Here is an 18030-nt window from a genome sequence, read left to right as displayed (position 1 = left end):
CCTTCATTCATTCCGACCCCCACGGCAAAACGCGATGGCCTAATTTCCGGACGAACACATCGTGTCGATGTCTCATGGGTCATTCGGCTGAGCGAACAGGGCGGATGGGTGAGTGTGAAAAAAAGTTGTTGACAGCGGCCGTGCGCCGTGATTTCGCATCCCGGGATTAACGAACCGGGCCCCCAGGCAGGAAGCCTGGGGGCCCGGATGTTCACGACGCGATGCGTCTCTTCACCCTGGTGGTGCGCAAGGGGGGACTCGAACCCCCACGTCCGAAGACACTGGAACCTAAATCCAGCGCGTCTGCCAATTTCGCCACTCGCGCTTGGTCGTGCCGGCCGGCCGAAGCCGTCCGACGCACGGTCCATTGTACTGGTTCCATCGGAGACTTCGGCTGGTGGTTACCGGCCTGGCCGCTTTCGACTCAGCTGATCCCCAGGTCGCGGCGCAGCTTGGCGACGTGACCGGTGGCCCTCACGTTGTACTGGGCCACGGAAACCAGCCCTGATCCATCAATCACCACCGTGGACCGGATGAGACCTTCATAGGTCTTCCCATAGTTCTTTTTCTCGCCCCATGCTCCATACGCCTCTGCCACGGCGTGATCCGGATCGGAGAGCAGCGGGAAGGTCAGCGACTCCTTTTCGATGAACGAGCGGAGCTTGGCCTCCAGGTCGGGGGAAACACCGACGACCCTGTACCCGGCAGCGGCAAGCGAGGCGAGGTTGTCCCGGAAGTCGCAGGCTTCGGTTGTGCAGCCCGGTGTCGCTGCCGCGGGATAGAAATAGACGACGACATTCTCCCCGGCGAAATCGCTGAGGGAAACGGCCGAACCATCCGCGGACGTAAGCCTGAAATCGGGTGCGCGGTCCCCGGCCTGGAGTCGTTCTGACATGGAAGCCTCTCTTTTCGGTCTCAATTGTGCATCAGCGGTGCAACTCTCCCGGATTGCGGCCCGAGCAGTAGCTATCCTATGTGGGTGGATTTCAAGGTCCCCAAGTGAAGCTACACGAGCTACGCGGGGCGAAAGGGAGTTTTGCTGATGCCGGATCTCGAGCAATGGCCTACCGGTCGACTACTGACGACGGCGGCTCGGCTGGTTGAGCATGCATGGAATGAACGGCTGGTCTCCATCGGCGTCACCCATGCCGGCGTGATAGCGCTCGGTGTGCTGGAAGCCCAGGGCGCCATGACCCAGGCCAATCTTGCCCAGATGGTGCGCGTTCAGGCGCAGACCATGGGCAAGACCCTTTCCCGCCTCGAAGTGCGCGGACACATCTCGAGGACGCGCAGCGATATCGACCGCCGCAGCCATGCCGTCTCGATCACATCCGCCGGCAGCCGGGCGCTTAGTGAAGCGAAGGATGTTGAGCGTACGCTCATCGCCGGCGAGGGGCTTGTCTCCAATGAACTGAGATCACACCTCCAGTCCGTCATCCAGGACCTCGGCGCCCCCCGCTGGAGCTGGGAACCTGATGGTGCGCCTTCTGCCTCACGGCGGGCCGGCCTTCCGGAGCCCGCGCTCATCGACGACTGACGGGCGCTGAACGACGCCTGGCGGGCACTCGGGAAAAACGTAAAAATCCTCCCGCCGGGCAGATGCCCAGCGGGAGGATTTCTTTCTCTGTGCACCCCCCGGGACTTGAACCCGGAACCCATTGATTAAGAGTCAATTGCTCTGCCAATTGAGCTAGAGGTGCCTGCGAAATCCGGTCCGACCGCGTTCCGCAACAGCACTAAACTCTACCAGCACTCCGACGGAAAGTTGAAATCGGAACGTGCCGCGTGAGCTATTGCATCTCCACCCGCAGGATCCGGGATCCACTGCCTTCGTTGGTCGCAATGAGCAGGCCGCCGTCAACCCCCGCAAGGGTGTCCCTCAGCCGTCCGTGAGCGCCGTCGAGGAAGCTGGCCGGATCGCCGGCGGAACCGCCGGACACCGGCACGCGCCAGAGCCGTTCACCCCGGAGGCCGCCGATGTAGGCAACGTCGTCCACGATGGCCATCCCGCTGGGAGAAGAGGTTGCGGTGGACGGCCACACTACCTGCGCGTCAAGGAAGCCGCGCTCACCCGGGGCCCCGGTGACTGCGGGCCATCCATAATTGCCGCCGGCCTCTATGAGGTTGAGCTCATCATCGCGCTCGGGGCCGAATTCGCTTGCCCAGAGCCGGTCCCCGGAGTCCCAGGCGAGACCCTGCACATTTCGGTGCCCCAGCGAATAAACGGCTGAACCGAACGGATTATCCGGCGCTGGTTCGCCGTCAGCTGTTACCCGAAGGATCTTCCCTCCCAGGCTCGTCCGGTCCTGAGCGCTTTCTGCGTTGGAAGCATCGCCGGTGCCGATGTAGAGATACCCGTCCGGACCGAATTTGATACGGCCTCCGTTGTGGATGTTCGCCTTCGGAATTCCCGTCAGCACTTCCTCTGGAGCTTCAAGGCCGCCGTCGCCGTAGGCCATAGTGACGACGCGGTTATCCTCAGGGCTTGTGTAGTAGAGGTACAGACGGGGCTCATTCGTGAAGTCCGGAGGCACGGCAACTCCGAGGAGTCCGCCCTCGCCGTCGGCGTCGATGGCGTCCTCCACCACACCGATAACGTCAACCGTGCCATCGACGATCCGTTTCACCTCCGCAGTCTCGCGCTCAGTGACGACGAGGCTTCCATCCGGCAAGAGGGCCATTGCCCACGGAACATCCAATCCGGTTGCGACATCGCCTGTGACGGTTGGATCAGCCACCGGAGTGGCCGGTTCACCGCCGGTCGCATCCGGGGAAGTCTGTGGAGGATTCTCTTGGACGATGGGAGCGGGCTCGGGTCCGGCATTGCACGCGGTCAACCCGGCGAGCAGACAGAGTGCTGCAGCGATTGCCCGGAGGGCCGGGATCATCGCACCATCCCGCTGTCCCTGCCGCGCGGCCCGCATGACAGAAACGTTACGACGCCGGAAAACGGCTGTCCATCGGACCGCGCGTCTGTCCGGATACGCTGATCAAATGACCGCTCCCACCATCCGTACCGTGACAGTGCCCGACCACTACCTTCTGGAAGAACTCAGTCCCGCGCCCGCCGGAATCACCCTCGCCGTCTGGGACTTCACAAGTGAACCTTCCGGGGCGGACCTGGAAGATGTCGATGTCGCCGTGCTGCCGTATATGGCGAGGGGAAATTTCAGCAAGCAACTGCAGTCCGCTCCCGCGCTCAAGCTCGTGCAGACCCAATCAACGGGGTACGAGGGCGTGCCGGCCATGGCGGGAGACGGCGTGGCTGTCTGCAGCGCCGCCGGCGTCCACGCAGCGGCAACAGCGGAGATGGCAGTTGGACTCGCCATCGCCTCCCTTCGCGGCATCGACGTGGCGGTACTGAACCAGCGCAAGCGGGTGTGGAAGCCGGAACGCTTCCCCGGCCTCGCCGACCGGAAAGTGTTGCTGCTTGGAATCGGCGGTATCGGAGAAGAAATAGCCAAGCGTCTTGACGCGTTCGAAGTCGAGCTCACGAGGGTTGGACGCACCGCGCGTACCGATCAACGCGGGCAGGTGCACGGCAGTGACGAACTTCTTGAGCTGGCTGCCGGCCACGACGTCCTGATCATCATCACCCCGCTGTCGGAATCTACCCGGGGACTGGTGGGCAGGGACGTGCTTGCAGCGTTGCCTGACGGCGCCTTGGTGGTCAATGTCGCACGCGGCCCCGTGGTGGACTCGGACGCACTCACTGCGGAGGTGGTCAGCGGCCGCCTGCATGCCGCGATCGATGTCTTTGATCCCGAACCCCTGCCCGCCGATCACTCACTCTGGAGCGCGGAAAACGCGATCATCACGCCGCACAACGGCGGAAACACCGGTGCCTTCCTGCCACGTATCGTGCGGTTGCTGCGGCGCCAGCTTGAAGCATTCGCCGCCGGTCGGGAGCCGGTCAACCTGGTGGTGCCGGGTCCATGGGAAGCAGGCCGTGCCGACGGGTGACGGCTAGGCGAGCGCGATGAACGTTTGCATGAACAGTTCGAAGTCAACGTAGTCGTCCGCCTGTTCGAGGTGGAGTTCCTTCTGTGGTGCAGGCTGGAAAATGGTGTCCGGCTTGACTCCGAAGCGGAACGTCCTGCCCGTATTCGTTGCCACTTCGTAATCCCCGTCCGCCAACTGAACGGCGTGGGCGAGGTTGGTCATGTTCAACTCGACCGGAACGCCGCCACCTGTGAGCGTTTGCCCGTTGACGGGCGCCACCATGATTTCCGTGGGTTGCCAACGGTATCCGATCACGTAGCACCGCGGTTTGCTGATGCGGGCCCCGTCGGCATCCCTGCCTTCGCGGCGGGCGTTCACGGCGAAGATGAGGTTGTAGTCGCCGTAGTTCAGAATCTGGGAGTCGAAGATTCCGCGGAGGATGTTTTTCAGGTCGTCGCTTCCGGGCTCGTCGTGTGCAGCGTGCGGCAACTGGGGAATCATTTTCGGCCTGGGTAGGAAAGTGCCCGCGGGACGGCTGGTCGGGATGCGGCCGCCGATGGCCGGCCGCACGTGGTCCGCGCCGACCACCCTACCCGAAAAAGCACGGTCCATCCGTCCGGCGTGGGCTGTGGATGGTCGCAGGCTGTGACGCAGGACACCCCTCGGACCTTCTTAACAGGTCGGTCACACGCGCAGGGCGCAGCCGCTTGCGGGCCTAGACTTTTACCTATGAGCGTGGATAGCGAAGCCAAGGCAACACCGGATATCAAGCCAAGAAGCCGTGCGGTCACCGACGGCATGGAGCGGGCGCCTGCCCGCGGCATGCTGCGAGCGGTGGGAATGGGTGATGACGACTTCGCCAAGCCGCAGGTCGGCGTCGCGAGCTCCTGGAATGAAATCACTCCCTGCAATCTCTCCCTGAACCGGCTGGCCCAGGGCGCCAAGGAAGGCGTTCACGCGGCCGGCGGGTTCCCCATGCAGTTCGGAACAATTTCCGTCTCCGACGGCATCTCCATGGGCCATGAGGGAATGCACTTCTCGCTCGTTTCCCGCGAGGTGATCGCCGACTCCGTGGAGACAGTAATGGAGGCCGAGCGCATCGACGGGTCGGTGCTGCTGGCGGGCTGCGACAAGTCACTGCCGGGCATGCTCATGGCTGCTGCCCGCCTGAATCTCTCGAGCGTCTTTCTGTATGCTGGCTCCATCATGCCGGGCTGGGTGAAGCTGGAAGACGGCACCGAGAAGGAAGTCACCCTGATCGACGCCTTCGAAGCCGTCGGAGCATGCGCAGCAGGGAAGATGTCGAGGGGTGACGTCGACCGGATCGAACGCGCAATCTGCCCTGGTGAGGGAGCCTGCGGAGGCATGTACACCGCCAACACCATGGCCTGCATCGGTGAAGCGCTCGGTATGTCACTGCCCGGTTCGGCTGCGCCGCCCTCGGCCGACCGCCGTCGGGATGAGTTTGCCCGCAAATCGGGCCAAGCCGTCGTCAACCTGTTGAGGCTGGGCATCACGGCGCGGGACATCATGACCAAGAAGGCGTTCGAAAACGCCATTGCCGTCACCATGGCATTCGGTGGATCCACCAACGCAGTCCTGCACCTGCTCGCCATTGCACGCGAAGCAGAAGTCGATCTCAAGCTGGATGACTTCAACCGCATTGGGGACAAGGTTCCCCACCTCGGAGACCTGAAACCGTTCGGCCGTTACGTGATGACCGATGTGGACAAGATCGGCGGCGTGCCTGTCATCATGCGCGCGCTTCTGGACGCCGGGCTCCTGCACGGAGATGTACTGACCGTGACGGGCAAGACCCTGGCGGAGAACCTGGAATCTATTGACCCGCCGGATCTCGACGGCAAAATCCTGCGCGCCCTGGATAACCCGATCCACAAGACGGGCGGGCTGACCGTCCTGCGCGGTTCCCTCGCACCCGAAGGCGCGGTCGTGAAGACAGCCGGCTTCGATGCTGAGGTGTTCGAAGGAACCGCCCGCGTCTTCGAGCGCGAACAGGGAGCGCTCCAGGCGCTGGCCGCAGGCGAGGTAAAGGCGGGCGACGTCGTCGTCATCCGGTATGAGGGTCCCAAGGGCGGCCCGGGCATGCGGGAGATGCTGGCGATCACCGGAGCCATCAAGGGGGCAGGCCTCGGCAAGGACGTACTCCTGCTGACGGACGGCAGGTTCTCGGGTGGCACCACCGGTCTGTGTATCGGCCATGTGGCACCTGAGGCAGTGGACGGCGGTCCCATTGCGTTCGTCAAGGACGGGGACCGTATCCGCGCCGATATACCGAACAAGACCTTCGACCTGCTGGTTGATCCCGAGGAGCTGGAGCGCCGCAGGGTCGGCTGGGAGCCGCTTCCCGCAAGGTACACCAGGGGAGTACTGGCAAAGTACGCGAAGCTCGTGCACTCGGCCTCCGAGGGCGCCTACACCGGTTAGTCTGCGCCGGCCGGGGACCGGGACTGAAGACGACGACGGCGACTGCCCGTCGGCGTCGTCGTCTTCAGTTAGTGTCCAGTAACTGGAATGGTTGTCCACATAGTGAGACAGCGTCGGGTGCTGTTGACACTGTTGGCGGGGGAGTGAAAACTACAGGTATGCAGCTCGTATCCGTAGTCCTAGTTACCAAGCGCGTGGCCTAAAAGCCCGGCTGGTACGTCTACGTCACGCGCAAACCCCTCGCAGAGCCCACCAGGCTGAGGGGTTTTTTTGTTCCCACCGAACAGATTAGCGCAGTACATTTGCGCAGCGATCAAGCTGTGCTGGATACAAAGGAAGTTCAAGGATGTCCAAGGGATCGCCCATCAGCCCGGCGCTGATGGCAACCAAACAACCCGCTCCGGCGGCACCGGTCCAGCAGCCGGGCAGGGACAACACGGCTGCTTCCGCGCACGCCGGCCCCGTTCTCGGACCGAACCGCGTGGTGCCGCCAACCCAGATGACCGGGTCCCAGGCGATTGTCCGCGCCCTTGAGGAACTGGGCGTGGACGACATCTTCGGCCTTCCCGGAGGCGCAATCCTTCCGACCTACGATCCACTGATGGCCTCCACCAAACTCCGGCACATCCTCGTCCGTCACGAGCAGGGTGCCGGGCACGCAGCGCAGGGCTACGCCATGGTGACGGGGCGTCCGGGTGTCTGTATCGTGACGTCCGGCCCCGGCGCCACGAACCTGGTCACCGCCATTGCTGACGCGCATATGGACTCTGTACCGATGGTGGCCATCACCGGCCAGGTCTCCAGCGCCGTGATCGGATCCGATGCGTTCCAGGAAGCGGACATCGTCGGCATCACCATGCCGATCACCAAGCATTCCTACCTGGTGACAAAGTCCCAGGACATCCCGAGGGTCATGGCTGAAGCGTTCCACATCGCCTCGACTGGTCGGCCGGGGCCGGTGCTGGTGGATATCGCGAAGGACGCCCAGGTGGGCCCGATGTCCTTCTCCTGGCCACCGAAAATCGACCTGCCCGGGTACCGCACGGTGGTGCGGGGCCATGCCAAGCAGGTGCGCGAGGCTGCCCGGCTCATCATGGCTTCGGAGCGTCCGGTGTTCTACGTGGGCGGCGGGGTGGTCAAGGCCCATGCCTCCGCAGAATTGCTCGAGCTGGCGGAGCTGGTCGGCGCACCGGTTGTCACCACGCTCATGGCCCGCGGCGTTTTCCCCGACTCCCACCCGCAGCACGTCGGCATGCCGGGCATGCACGGCTCGGTGTCCGCAGTGACTGCCCTCCAGCAGTCGGATCTGCTGATCACGCTCGGTGCCCGGTTCGACGACCGCGTAACCGGTGTGCTGACGAGCTTCGCGCCAGGAGCGAAGGTCATCCATGCAGATATCGATCCTGCGGAGATCTCGAAGAACCGGACGGCCGACGTGCCGATTGTCGGCTCAGTCAAGGAGATCATTCCGGAGTTCACCAGCGCACTGCGCGAACAGTTCGCCGCTTCCGGTGCCCCTGACTACAGCGCCTGGTGGATGGTGTTGAACCGGCTTCGCGAGAGTTACCCTATCGGCTTCACCCAACCCGAGGACGGCCTCTCGGCACCGCAGCACGTCATCCAGCGCATCGGTGAACTCACCGGACCGGAAGGCGTGTACGCGGCCGGCGTCGGCCAGCACCAGATGTGGGCGGCCCAGTTCATCAACTATGAGCGGCCGCATGCCTGGCTGAACTCCGGAGGCCTGGGCACCATGGGTTACGCGGTTCCGGCGGCCATGGGTGCCAAGGTCGGCAATCCGGACCGCGTGGTGTGGGCAATCGACGGTGACGGCTGCTTCCAGATGACCAATCAGGAGCTCGCTACGTGCGTGATCAACAACATCCCCATCAAGGTCGCCGTCATCAACAATTCGTCGCTGGGCATGGTCCGGCAGTGGCAGACCCTGTTCTACGAGGGCCGCTACTCGAACACTGACCTCAACACGGGGCACAACACCGCCCGGGTCCCGGACTTCGTGAAGCTGGCCGATGCTTACGGCTGCGCCGGGCTGCGTTGCGAGCGGGACGAAGATATCGATGCCACCATCCGGCAGGCACTCGAGATCAACGACCGACCCGTCGTCGTCGACTTCGTGGTCAGCCGCGACTCGATGGTCTGGCCCATGGTGCCGACCGGCGTCAGCAACGACCTCATCCAGATTGCCCGCAACATGACCCCGGACTGGGAGCAGGAGGACTAACAATGGCCCGTCATACCCTTTCCGTTCTGGTCGAGGACGTCCCGGGCGTTCTGACACGCGTCGCAAGCCTGTTCGCGCGGCGCGCCTTCAACATCAACTCACTGGCCGTCGGCCCTACCGAAGTGACCGGAATGTCCCGGATAACTGTGGTGGTGGAGGCCGAAGGTGACCTGCTCGAGCAGGTCACCAAACAACTGAACAAGCTCATCAACGTCATCAAGATCGTCGAGCTTGTCCCCGAATCTTCCGTGCAGCGGGACCACATCCTGGTCAAGGTCCGCGCGGATGCCGCAACACGGCTGCAGGTAACCCAGGCAGCAGATTTGTTCCGCGCTTCAGTGATCGACGTGTCCACCGACTCGCTGATCATCGAAGCCACCGGCACTGCCGAAAAGCTCTCCGCACTCCTGTCAGTGCTGGAGCCGTTCGGCATCCGCGAAATAGTGCAGTCCGGAACGCTGGCAATCAGCCGCGGCGCCAAATCAATGAGTGACCGCGCGCTGCGAAGTGCATAACCAGGAGCGCATAAAACCTGAAGCGCATAACCAGTAGCGCGAACTCCACTCCCAGTACCCGAAACCATGCTGGTCCACACTAGGTGGACGGCAGAATCACATCACAGGAGATACACAAGTGACCGAGTTGTTTTACGACGACGATGCAGACCTTTCGATCATCCAGGGCCGCACCGTGGCTGTTATCGGGTACGGCAGCCAGGGCCACGCCCACGCGCTGAGCCTCCGCGACTCGGGCGTTGACGTCCGTGTGGGCCTCAAGGAGGGCTCAAAGTCCCGCGCCAAGGCAGAGGGCGAGGGCCTCCGCGTCCTCAACGTCGCCGACGCCGTTGCCGAAGCCGACCTCATCATGGTGCTGACTCCGGACCAGGTCCAGCGCCACGTCTATGCCGAGGACATCGCGCCCAACCTGCAGGCAGGCGACGCCCTGTTCTTCGGTCACGGGTTCAACATCCGCTATGGCTACATCAAGCCCCCGGCTGACGTGGACGTGGCCCTCGTTGCCCCGAAGGGCCCGGGTCACATCGTTCGCCGCGAGTTCGAAGCGGGACGCGGGGTTCCAGACCTGATCGCCGTGGAGCAGAACCCGTCCGGCAAGGCCCGCGAACTGGCGCTGTCCTATGCGAAGGCAATCGGCGGCACCCGCGCCGGCGTCATCGAGACCACCTTCACCGAAGAAACCGAAACCGATCTGTTCGGCGAGCAGGCTGTGTTGTGCGGCGGCGCGTCCCAACTCATTCAGTACGGTTTCGAAACACTCACCGAGGCCGGTTACAAGCCGGAGGTCGCGTATTTCGAGGTGCTGCACGAACTCAAGCTGATCGTCGACCTGATGGTGGAGGGTGGCATCGCCAAGCAGCGCTGGAGCGTCTCCGACACAGCAGAGTACGGCGACTACGTCTCCGGCCCTCGCGTCATCGACCCGTCGGTGAAGGAGAACATGAAGGAAGTCCTCGCGGACATCCAGAACGGTGCCTTCGCCAAGCGCTTCATCGACGACCAGGACGCCGGCGCGCCCGAGTTCGAGAAGCTGCGCAAGCAGGGCGAGGATCATCCGATCGAGGCCACGGGCCGCGAACTGCGCAAGCTGTTCTCGTGGATCAAGACCAATGACGACTACACCGAAGGTTCAGTCGCCCGCTGATCATTCGTAGCGGACACCCTCACGGCGACGGCCGGCCCGGCGAATACTTTGCCGGTCCGGCCGTCGCCTTGTGTGTGGCACTTCTCTCATCTGCTCTCCATAACGGGTAACAAAGTTGGGCCGCGGATGCAGCAAACTACACTTAACCGAAACTCCTGAAGACACATGTCGAACACTTCTGCCCAACGCACTGCGAAGGATCTCCCGTGGAAAAACCAGTAGTTCTCCTTGCTGAAGAACTCTCGCCGGCAACCGTGGACGCGCTCGGACCGGATTTCGAGATCCGCCAGACTGACGGGGCTGACCGTTCCAAGTTGCTTTCCGCCATCGCCGATGTGGACGCGATCCTTGTGCGTTCAGCAACCCAGGTGGATGCAGAGGCGATCGCCGCCGCACGCAAACTGAAGGTCATCGCACGTGCCGGCGTCGGCCTGGACAACGTTGATATCAAGGCAGCCACGCAGGCGGGCGTGATGGTGGTCAACGCACCGACCTCCAACATTATCTCCGCCGCTGAACTCACCGTCGGCCATATCCTGAGCCTCGCCAGGCACATTCCGCAGGCCAGCGGCGCGTTGAAGGGCGGCGAGTGGAAGCGGTCCAGGTACTCGGGGATCGAACTCTACGAGAAGAAGGTCGGCATCATCGGCCTTGGCCGCATCGGCGCGCTCGTCGCAGCCCGGCTGCAGGGTTTCGGCACTGACATTCTCGCCTATGATCCCTACGTCACCTCGGCGCGGGCCGCGCAGCTCGGAGTCCAGCTTGTGACGCTGGATGAGCTGCTCGCGGAGTCGGACTTCGTCACCATTCACATGCCCAAGACGCCCGAGACCGTCGGCATGCTCGGTGCTGCAGCCTTCCAGAAGATGAAGAGCAGCGCCTACGTGGTGAACGTCGCCCGCGGGGGCCTGGTTGACGAGGAAGCGCTCTACACCGCGCTCAAGGAAGGACAGATCGGCGGCGCCGGCGTTGACGTGTTCGTCAAGGAACCCAGCACCGATCTCCCGTTCTTTGAACTGGACAATGTTGTGGTCACTCCGCACCTCGGCGCTTCAACTGCCGAGGCCCAGGAGAAGGCGGGTATCTCCGTTGCCAGATCGGTCAGACTCGCACTCGCAGGTGAACTCGTGCCCGACGCCGTCAACGTCGCAGGAGGCGTCATCGCACCGGAGGTGCGTCCCGGTATTCCACTGATTGAGAAGCTGGGCCGTATCTTCACCGCCCTTACCCACGATTCACTCACACAGATCGAGGTCGAGGTAGCGGGTGAGATCGCCTCGCTCGATGTGAAAGCCCTGGAACTGGCAGCCCTGAAGGGGGTCTTCACCGACGTCGTCTCCGAGCAGGTCTCCTACGTCAATGCACCGGTTCTCGCTGAGCAGCGCGGCATCAACACGCGCCTGGTGACAACTGACTCCTCCGAGGAGTACCGCAACGTGCTGACCATCCGCGGTGCGCTGTCGGACGGCTCGCAGATCTCGGTCGCCGGCACGCTCACCGGGCCCAAGCAGATTCAGAAGTTGGTAGGGGTCAACGGCTACGACCTCGAGATTCCCATCAGCGAGCACCTGCTCGTCATCCTGTACCAGGACCGGCCCGGCGTGATCGGAACTTTAGGCCGGGTGCTGGGGGAGCGCGGCATCAACATCGCCGGCATGCAGGTGGCCCGTAGCAAGGAGGGCGGCCAGGCGCTGTCGCTGCTCACCGTGGACAGCTCCGTCCCGCAGGATGTGCTGGAGAGCCTGAAGGAAGCCATTGGTGCCTCGGTAGCGCGTGAGGTGGACCTGCAGGACTAATGCCTGCCGGGCGCCTCGTTCCTGGCGTCGGAGGCGTTATTCGTCGCTAAGGTGAAGGCCACAGCACTGTCGCTTCGATGCTGTGGACGGGGATAGCGCCGAAGTCCCGTGAATCGATTGACCGTCCACGGTTGTCTCCCAGCACAAAAACATGCCCGGCCGGAACCGTCACCGGCCCGAAGTAAGTACCGTCTATGCGGCTGTGGTCCACGAACGGCTCAGGTATCTCCCGACCGTCAATCACCAGCAATGCATCTTCGAAAGCCACCGTTTGACCCGCGACGGCAACGACCCGCTTGAGGGTCAAGGCGTCGTCGATGGGACTGCGGAAAGACACCAGGGAGCCGGCCTCAAAGCTGGGTGACTTCAGCAGCAGGACGGTGCTGCCCTCGGGGACCGTCGGCTCCATGCTGTCCGAAGCCACGATCAACGGTTCGAGTACCCAGATGCGCAGTGCCAGCAGGGCCGCCAGGCAGCAGACCAGTACGACTGCCACACGCAACGGTATGGCCCCGTGTTTCTCGATGGTGCTGTGAGCCACCGGACCTCCTCCTCGATGCTCTCCTTCTGAGGATGCGCCGTCGTGCTTGGAGAAACCCTGACTGCTCCAAGGTATTCATAGCGCACGTAACGAATCCTTGGGTGAAGCCGGCGGGGGCACGCCGGCAGTGTCTTGGGAGGACTCATGAGCGGGCGACTGCTGGAAATATTTCGGGGTACACATGCAGGCGGGGCCGGTTCGGACAGACCCCTGAGGCTGCGCCGGACGGTATCAGGTCTGACTGTGATGGCAGTACTGGCGGGCATACTTTTGCCGCTGGCTGCCCCTGCGCATGCGGCACCCGTGGGGCAGGGATTCAGAGTGACTACGGCAGATCTGGCGTTCATCCTGAAACAGATCAAAATCGCCGAGGCACATGTCGCCAATACCACGTCGGACACCGGCCCTTGCGGTGCGCTGCTTGGACCCGGGCCGAACCAGGTTCCGGGTCCGCTGGTGTCCTACGGGCTGCGGACTGTCGACGGATCCTGCAACAACCTGCAGCAGGACCGGGAGGATTTCGGTGCGTCCAACCAGCTATTCCCTCGACTGGCCCCGCCGGAATTCCATGCGGCGGAAGACGGTGCCATAATCCGGGAGCCTGGGCAGACAACGTACGACAGCATTGGCAACGTCGTCGACTCCCAGCCCCGCTTGATCAGCAACCTTATCGTTGACCAGACCTCAGCCAACCCCGCTGCGGTTTCCGCGGCGAAGTATCCGGTACGCACCCAGGGGAATGAGGGAGTAACGCCCTGCGATGAAACCGGCCTCCCTGAAGGGTGCGTACCGGCGGGGGAGACACTCTTCATACCCAACGTGACCACCGACGTCGGGCTGTCACCGCCGTATAACTCTCTCTTCACGCTTTTCGGGCAGTTCTTCGATCACGGGCTCGACCTGATCAACAAGTCGGGCAGCTCGGTCTTCATCCCGCTGCAGCCGGACGACCCGCTGATTGCGGGCGCGGATGGCGAGCCAGGCACCGCTGACGACCTGCCGCCGCGCATGCGGTTCATGGTGCTGACGAGGGCAACCAACCAGCCGGGCGAAGACGGTAAGCTCGGCACCGCCGACGACGTGCGCGAGGCCTCCAACCGGACGAACCCGTATGTCGACCAGTCACAGACCTATAGTTCCGACCCGTCCCATCAGGTATTCCTTCGCGAGTACTCGAACAACAGCGCCGGCAAGCCCGTGTCCACGGGAATGTTGCTGGAGTCAGCCGACGGCGGCATGGCAACCTGGGCAATGTTGAAGCAGCAGGCGGCGACGAGGATGGGGCTGAAGCTCGCCGATTCAGACGTTCTGAGTGTGCCGATGCTCGCCGTCGACCCATATGGCAAGTTTGTTCCGGGCCCCGCCCGCGGCCTCCCGCAGTACGTCACAGCTGACGGCCTCGTCGAAGGAAATGTTGCCGATCCGGTGGCCGTGCCGGCTGATGCGTTGCGGGTCAATGAATCCTTCCTCGACGACATTGCACATAACGCCGTCCCGAAGCCAGGACTCACCGCCGACGCGGACACGATCATCACTCCTCCCGGTGCACCCGGTACCACTTACGACGACGAGATGTTGAATGCCCACTTCGTCGCCGGCGACGGACGGGTGAATGAGAACGTTGGCCTGACCATGATTCATCAGGTCTTCCATTCCGAGCACAACCGGCTCGTGGACGACATCAAGCAGACCCTGTCAGCCGACACATCCGCACGCGGGGCCACCGCTCTTGCCGAGTGGAAGAGCGCCTCGGGTGCCGGTGGCTGGAACGGTGAGCGGATCTTCCAGGCTGCCCGTTTCGTCGCCGAGATGGAGTACCAGCACCTGGCCTTCGAAGAGTTCGCGCGAAAGGTGCAGCCGCTCATCGAGCCCTTCTCCACCTATCACGACGACGTGAACCCGGCTATCACCGCCGAGTTTGCGCATGCGGTCTATCGGTTCGGTCACTCGATGCTCACTGACACGGTGTCCAGGACGAACGCCGATGGGTCCACCAATGACGTGCCACTGTTCGAGGCGTTCCTGAACCCACCCGAATACTTCAACGGCGGCTCCGCAGGCACGCTCGATTCCCGCGAGGCGGCCGGCGCAATCGCCATGGGTATGTCCGAGCAGGTCGGTAACGAGCTCGACGAGTTCACCACTGACACCCTTCGGAACAATCTGTTGGGGCTGCCGTTGGACCTTGCGGCAATCAACATGGCGCGGGCAAGGGAAACTGGCATCCCGTCGCTGAACAATTTGCGCAAGCAACTGTACGCGGAAACGAATGACGGGCAACTCAAGCCGTACACCAACTGGATCGATTTCGGGCTGAGCCTCAAGCATCCGGAATCCCTGGTGAACTTCGTTGCTGCCTATGGCAAGCACCCCTCCCTTACCGCCGCCACGACGATGGCGGAGAAGCGCGCCGCGGCAAAGCTGTTGGTGGACCCGCCCATTGACGTTCCCGAAGGTGCTATTCCTGCAGACGCACAGGCCTTCATGGGATCGACCGGAGCATGGGCCACTAAAGAGGGTGTATCCACTACCGGCCTGGATACCGTGGATTTGTGGGTCGGCGGCCTGGCCGAACGCACCAACCTTTTCGGCGGGCTCCTCGGCTCCACCTTCAACTTCGTTTTCGAGCAGCAGATGACGGATCTGCAGAACGGTGACCGGTTCTATTACCTGGCGCGGACCCCCGGCATGAATTTGCTGTCGCAGCTCGAAGGGAACTCCTTCGCCGAGATGATCATGCGCAACACCACTGCGCGGGCGCTGAAGGCCGATGCGTTCGCGACGTCGGACTGCAAGTTCGAACTCGGCAGGCTGCAGTTCAGCGGTACCACCGTCCTCGATGACCCGTTGTCTGAATGCGACGAGGAGGCACTGCTGATCCGCATGCCGGATGGCACCATCCGCTACCGCACCGCAAACTCCGTGGACCCCGCGGGCATCAACGGCCAGAGCGTCTACAACGGCACCGCCGAGGGGGACCGGGTTTGGGGTGGAGTAGACAATGACACTTTCCTTGGCAACGAGGGCGATGACGTCATCGAAGGCAACGACGGCGCCGACACGGCTTTGGGTGGGGAAGGCGATGACATCATCACGGACTCAGCAGGCGATGACGTTCTCAAGGGCGGACCTGGCCATGATGCCCTCGACGGCGGTCATGGCCTGGACCTGATCCTTGGGGGCGACGGCAAGGACTTCGTCAACGGCGGCGCAAACACCAATGAAGTGTTCGGCGGGGAGGGCGATGACTTCCTGATTGCCGGCGACGGCAATGATATGGCGCGTGGCGACGGCGGGGACGATTGGCTGCAGGGCGGCGAGGGAGCGGACCTGTTGATGGGAGACAGCGGGGCGCCGTTCTTCGATGATCCCAATACCCCGGGACACGACGTTCTCCTCGGCGGCAACGGTGACGACGACTACGACGCAGAGGGCGGTGACGACGTACTGCTTGCGGACGCCGGGATCGAACGAAACGCGGGTGCAGCCGGCTTCGACTGGTCCAGCCATCAGCTCGACCCACTGGCTGCGGATGCAGATCTCACACTGAACCTGTTGGGGGTGCCACTGCCCGCCGCTGTGCTGCGTGACAGGTACGCCGAAGTCGAGGCGCTATCGGGTGCACACCAGGACGATGTCCTGCGCGGTGACGACGTTCTTCCGCGGCTCGTTGAAGGGGAAGGGTTCTCAGGCAAGAACTGGCTGGACGCCGAGGGCGTCGCTCGGATCGCGGGGCTCAAGGATCTGCTCCCGGCCGGAGCAACGGACGCCGGCAAAGTCTGGGGAGAAGGAAACATTCTCCTCGGCGGCGGCGGTAGCGACACCCTGGAAGGCCGGGGAGGTGACGACATCCTCGACGGCGACAAGCACCTCGAAGTTCGCCTGAGCGTACGCACGGATCCCTCAGATCCCGCCACCGAGATCGGCAGTGCCACCAGTATGGAGAAGCCGTACCTCGATGGAAGTGCAAGGACGCTGCAGGCAGCGGTCTTCGCGGGCGACGTGAATCCGTCGAACATCGTCATCGAACGCAAAATTATTCATGGCGGATCGGGAAGCGACATCGACGTGGCCGTCTTCACGGACTTCGAAATCAACTACAAAGTCACTACGGTTCCATTCGGCGCCACAGTCGGCTCACCGAGCAGCGTCACCACGGTTGAACACCTGGCGCGGCCGGAACCGGACGACGATCCGGCCGCAGGCGAAGAGGACGGACCTGCCCAGGGTGACGGCGTGGACACCCTGCGCAACGTCGAGCAGCTGCTCTTCGCCGACTCGCAGGCGCCTGCGAAGCCCGCTGCCCCGGCCGCTACCGCGAGCAACGGCACAGCAACGATCACCTGGACCGCACCGGCCAATTCGGCAGTGAGCGGATACCGGGTGAAGGTACTCGATTCAGCCAACGCACAGGTCGGCGTACTGCGCGCGACCGACGCGCGGACCACGTCCCTCACCATCGAGGGCCTGACCAACGGCAGCAGCTACCGGTTCCAGGTGCAGGCCTTCAACCGTGCGGGAGACAGCGCGTTCTCGGACGCGTCCGCAGCTGTGACCCCGAAGGCGGTCGTACCGGGGCAGCCGACCGTGGGTGATCCCACCGGGAAGGCCGGCTCAGCGACCGTGAGCTGGGCCCCTGGGTCGACCGGCGGCTCGCCGATCACCGCGTATAAGGTCAAGGTTGTCGACATGACTGGAGCGCAGGTCGGGGCAATCCGGGAGGTTCCTGGCGACCAGCTCACCCTGACGCTGAAGGGCCTGCCGGCGAATATCCTGTTGCGCTTCCAGGTAGCCGCGGTGAATGCGGTCGGCACCGGGGCGTACTCGTCAGCGTCAACTCCACTGGCGCCAACGCCTTCCCCTTTCATTGATGTTCCTCAGAACAACCGGTTCTTCACGGAGATCACGTGGCTTGCGGCGGAAGGAATTTCCACCGGCTACGACGATGAGACGTTCCGGCCGCTTCAGCCGGTGAATCGCGATGCGATGGCGGCGTTCATGTACCGCTTCGCCGGTGAACCTGACTTTGTGCCGCCAGCGGTCTCGCCCTTCAAGGACGTCACCCCGACGACCAAGTTCTACAAGGAGATCACCTGGCTTGCCTCGGAAGGGATCTCGACGGGCTACGACGATAAGACGTTCCGGCCGCTTCAGCCGGTGAATCGCGATGCGATGGCGGCGTTCATGTACCGCTTCGCCGGTGAGCCTGGGTTTACCGCTCCGAAGGATTCGCCCTTCCCTGACGTGGCAGTTGGCGGGCAGTTCTTCAAGGAGATCACCTGGCTGGCCTCCACCAAGATCACTACGGGTTACGACGACGGGAAGTTCCGCCCCGTGCAAGCCGTCAACCGGGACGCTATGGCCGCGTTCATGTACCGCTTCAGCAACTTCACGACGCCGTAGGG

12 protein-coding genes and 2 tRNA genes are annotated in these 18030 nt (G+C 63.2%); 8 read left to right on the top strand and 6 right to left on the bottom strand.

Annotated features, from left to right (window positions below; all coding sequences use genetic code 11):
• Positions 1 to 240: 240 nt before the first annotated feature.
• Both JOD47_RS00685 and bcp read right to left on the bottom strand, forming a co-directional pair.
• Positions 241 to 325, bottom strand: a tRNA-Leu gene (locus tag JOD47_RS00685).
• A 99-nt stretch (positions 326 to 424) separates the two neighbouring features.
• A complete protein-coding gene (gene bcp, locus JOD47_RS00680) occupies positions 425 to 895 on the bottom strand; it encodes a thioredoxin-dependent thiol peroxidase (RefSeq protein WP_204531060.1) in 471 nt (156 codons plus the stop codon).
• A gap of 147 nt (positions 896 to 1042) precedes the next feature.
• Here bcp and JOD47_RS00675 point away from each other — a divergent pair, with 147 nt between their 5' ends.
• Positions 1043 to 1537 carry a MarR family winged helix-turn-helix transcriptional regulator gene (locus JOD47_RS00675; RefSeq protein ID WP_204531057.1) on the top strand — a complete coding sequence of 165 codons (495 nt, stop codon included), beginning with the start codon at positions 1043 to 1045 and terminating at the stop codon, positions 1535 to 1537.
• A gap of 90 nt (positions 1538 to 1627) precedes the next feature.
• Here JOD47_RS00675 and JOD47_RS00670 read toward each other — a convergent pair.
• Both JOD47_RS00670 and JOD47_RS00665 read right to left on the bottom strand, forming a co-directional pair.
• Positions 1628 to 1700, bottom strand: a tRNA-Lys gene (locus JOD47_RS00670).
• Between the two features lie 90 nt (positions 1701 to 1790).
• Positions 1791 to 2924: a PQQ-dependent sugar dehydrogenase gene (locus JOD47_RS00665; RefSeq protein WP_204531055.1), complete on the bottom strand. Its 1134-nt coding sequence runs from the start codon at positions 2922 to 2924 to the stop codon at positions 1791 to 1793.
• Between the two features lie 70 nt (positions 2925 to 2994).
• Between JOD47_RS00665 and JOD47_RS00660 the strand changes: the two genes are divergently transcribed.
• On the top strand, positions 2995 to 3963 hold the full coding sequence (locus JOD47_RS00660; protein WP_204531053.1) for a 2-hydroxyacid dehydrogenase: 969 nt from the start codon (positions 2995 to 2997) through the stop codon (positions 3961 to 3963).
• Between the two features lie 3 nt (positions 3964 to 3966).
• Here the strand turns inward: JOD47_RS00660 and JOD47_RS00655 are convergent, their stop codons facing one another.
• Positions 3967 to 4554: a hypothetical protein gene (locus JOD47_RS00655; RefSeq protein WP_239547959.1), complete on the bottom strand. Its 588-nt coding sequence runs from the start codon at positions 4552 to 4554 to the stop codon at positions 3967 to 3969.
• Between the two features lie 117 nt (positions 4555 to 4671).
• Here JOD47_RS00655 and ilvD point away from each other — a divergent pair, with 117 nt between their 5' ends.
• From ilvD to serA, 5 genes are all read left to right on the top strand, one after another.
• Complete coding sequence (gene ilvD / locus JOD47_RS00650; RefSeq protein WP_204531051.1) at positions 4672 to 6387, top strand: dihydroxy-acid dehydratase; 1716 nt, start codon at positions 4672 to 4674, stop codon at positions 6385 to 6387.
• A gap of 346 nt (positions 6388 to 6733) precedes the next feature.
• Positions 6734 to 8629: an acetolactate synthase large subunit gene (locus tag JOD47_RS00645; RefSeq protein WP_204531049.1), complete on the top strand. Its 1896-nt coding sequence runs from the start codon at positions 6734 to 6736 to the stop codon at positions 8627 to 8629.
• A gap of 2 nt (positions 8630 to 8631) precedes the next feature.
• Entirely contained in the window at positions 8632 to 9144 is a 513-nt protein-coding gene (gene ilvN, locus JOD47_RS00640; protein ID WP_204531047.1) for an acetolactate synthase small subunit, read from the top strand.
• A gap of 118 nt (positions 9145 to 9262) precedes the next feature.
• Entirely contained in the window at positions 9263 to 10288 is a 1026-nt protein-coding gene (ilvC, locus tag JOD47_RS00635; RefSeq protein ID WP_204531038.1) for a ketol-acid reductoisomerase, read from the top strand.
• A 206-nt stretch (positions 10289 to 10494) separates the two neighbouring features.
• Positions 10495 to 12084, top strand: a complete 1590-nt coding sequence (serA, locus tag JOD47_RS00630) for a phosphoglycerate dehydrogenase (protein ID WP_204531036.1) — start codon at positions 10495 to 10497, stop codon at positions 12082 to 12084.
• Positions 12085 to 12130: 46 nt separating this feature from the next.
• Here the strand turns inward: serA and lepB are convergent, their stop codons facing one another.
• Positions 12131 to 12625, bottom strand: a complete 495-nt coding sequence (gene lepB, locus JOD47_RS00625) for a signal peptidase I (RefSeq protein WP_307836157.1) — start codon at positions 12623 to 12625, stop codon at positions 12131 to 12133.
• Positions 12626 to 12871: 246 nt separating this feature from the next.
• Here lepB and JOD47_RS00620 point away from each other — a divergent pair, with 246 nt between their 5' ends.
• Entirely contained in the window at positions 12872 to 18028 is a 5157-nt protein-coding gene (locus tag JOD47_RS00620; protein ID WP_307836381.1) for a peroxidase family protein, read from the top strand.
• The last annotated feature ends 2 nt before the right edge of the window (positions 18029 to 18030 follow it).

This window comes from Arthrobacter tumbae (assembly GCF_016907495.1).
Taxonomy (GTDB): Bacteria; Actinomycetota; Actinomycetes; order Actinomycetales; family Micrococcaceae; genus Arthrobacter_D; species Arthrobacter_D tumbae.
Note: the sequence above shows the minus strand (reverse complement) of the source record. Positions and strands in the feature narration are given on the sequence as shown.

Excerpts from the sequence above, each read along its gene's own strand:
- bcp (WP_204531060.1), bottom strand. The coding sequence starts at position 895 with ATGTCAGAACGACTCCAGGCCGGGGACCGCGCACCCGATTTCAGGCTT.
- ilvN (WP_204531047.1), top strand. The coding sequence starts at position 8,632 with ATGGCCCGTCATACCCTTTCCGTTCTGGTCGAGGACGTCCCGGGCGTT.
- JOD47_RS00655 (WP_239547959.1), bottom strand. The coding sequence starts at position 4,554 with ATGGACCGTGCTTTTTCGGGTAGGGTGGTCGGCGCGGACCACGTGCGG.
- JOD47_RS00645 (WP_204531049.1), top strand. The coding sequence starts at position 6,734 with ATGTCCAAGGGATCGCCCATCAGCCCGGCGCTGATGGCAACCAAACAA.
- JOD47_RS00620 (WP_307836381.1), top strand. The coding sequence starts at position 12,872 with ATGGCAGTACTGGCGGGCATACTTTTGCCGCTGGCTGCCCCTGCGCAT.
- JOD47_RS00665 (WP_204531055.1), bottom strand. The coding sequence starts at position 2,924 with ATGCGGGCCGCGCGGCAGGGACAGCGGGATGGTGCGATGATCCCGGCC.
- ilvD (WP_204531051.1), top strand. The coding sequence starts at position 4,672 with ATGAGCGTGGATAGCGAAGCCAAGGCAACACCGGATATCAAGCCAAGA.
- JOD47_RS00675 (WP_204531057.1), top strand. The coding sequence starts at position 1,043 with ATGCCGGATCTCGAGCAATGGCCTACCGGTCGACTACTGACGACGGCG.
- JOD47_RS00660 (WP_204531053.1), top strand. The coding sequence starts at position 2,995 with ATGACCGCTCCCACCATCCGTACCGTGACAGTGCCCGACCACTACCTT.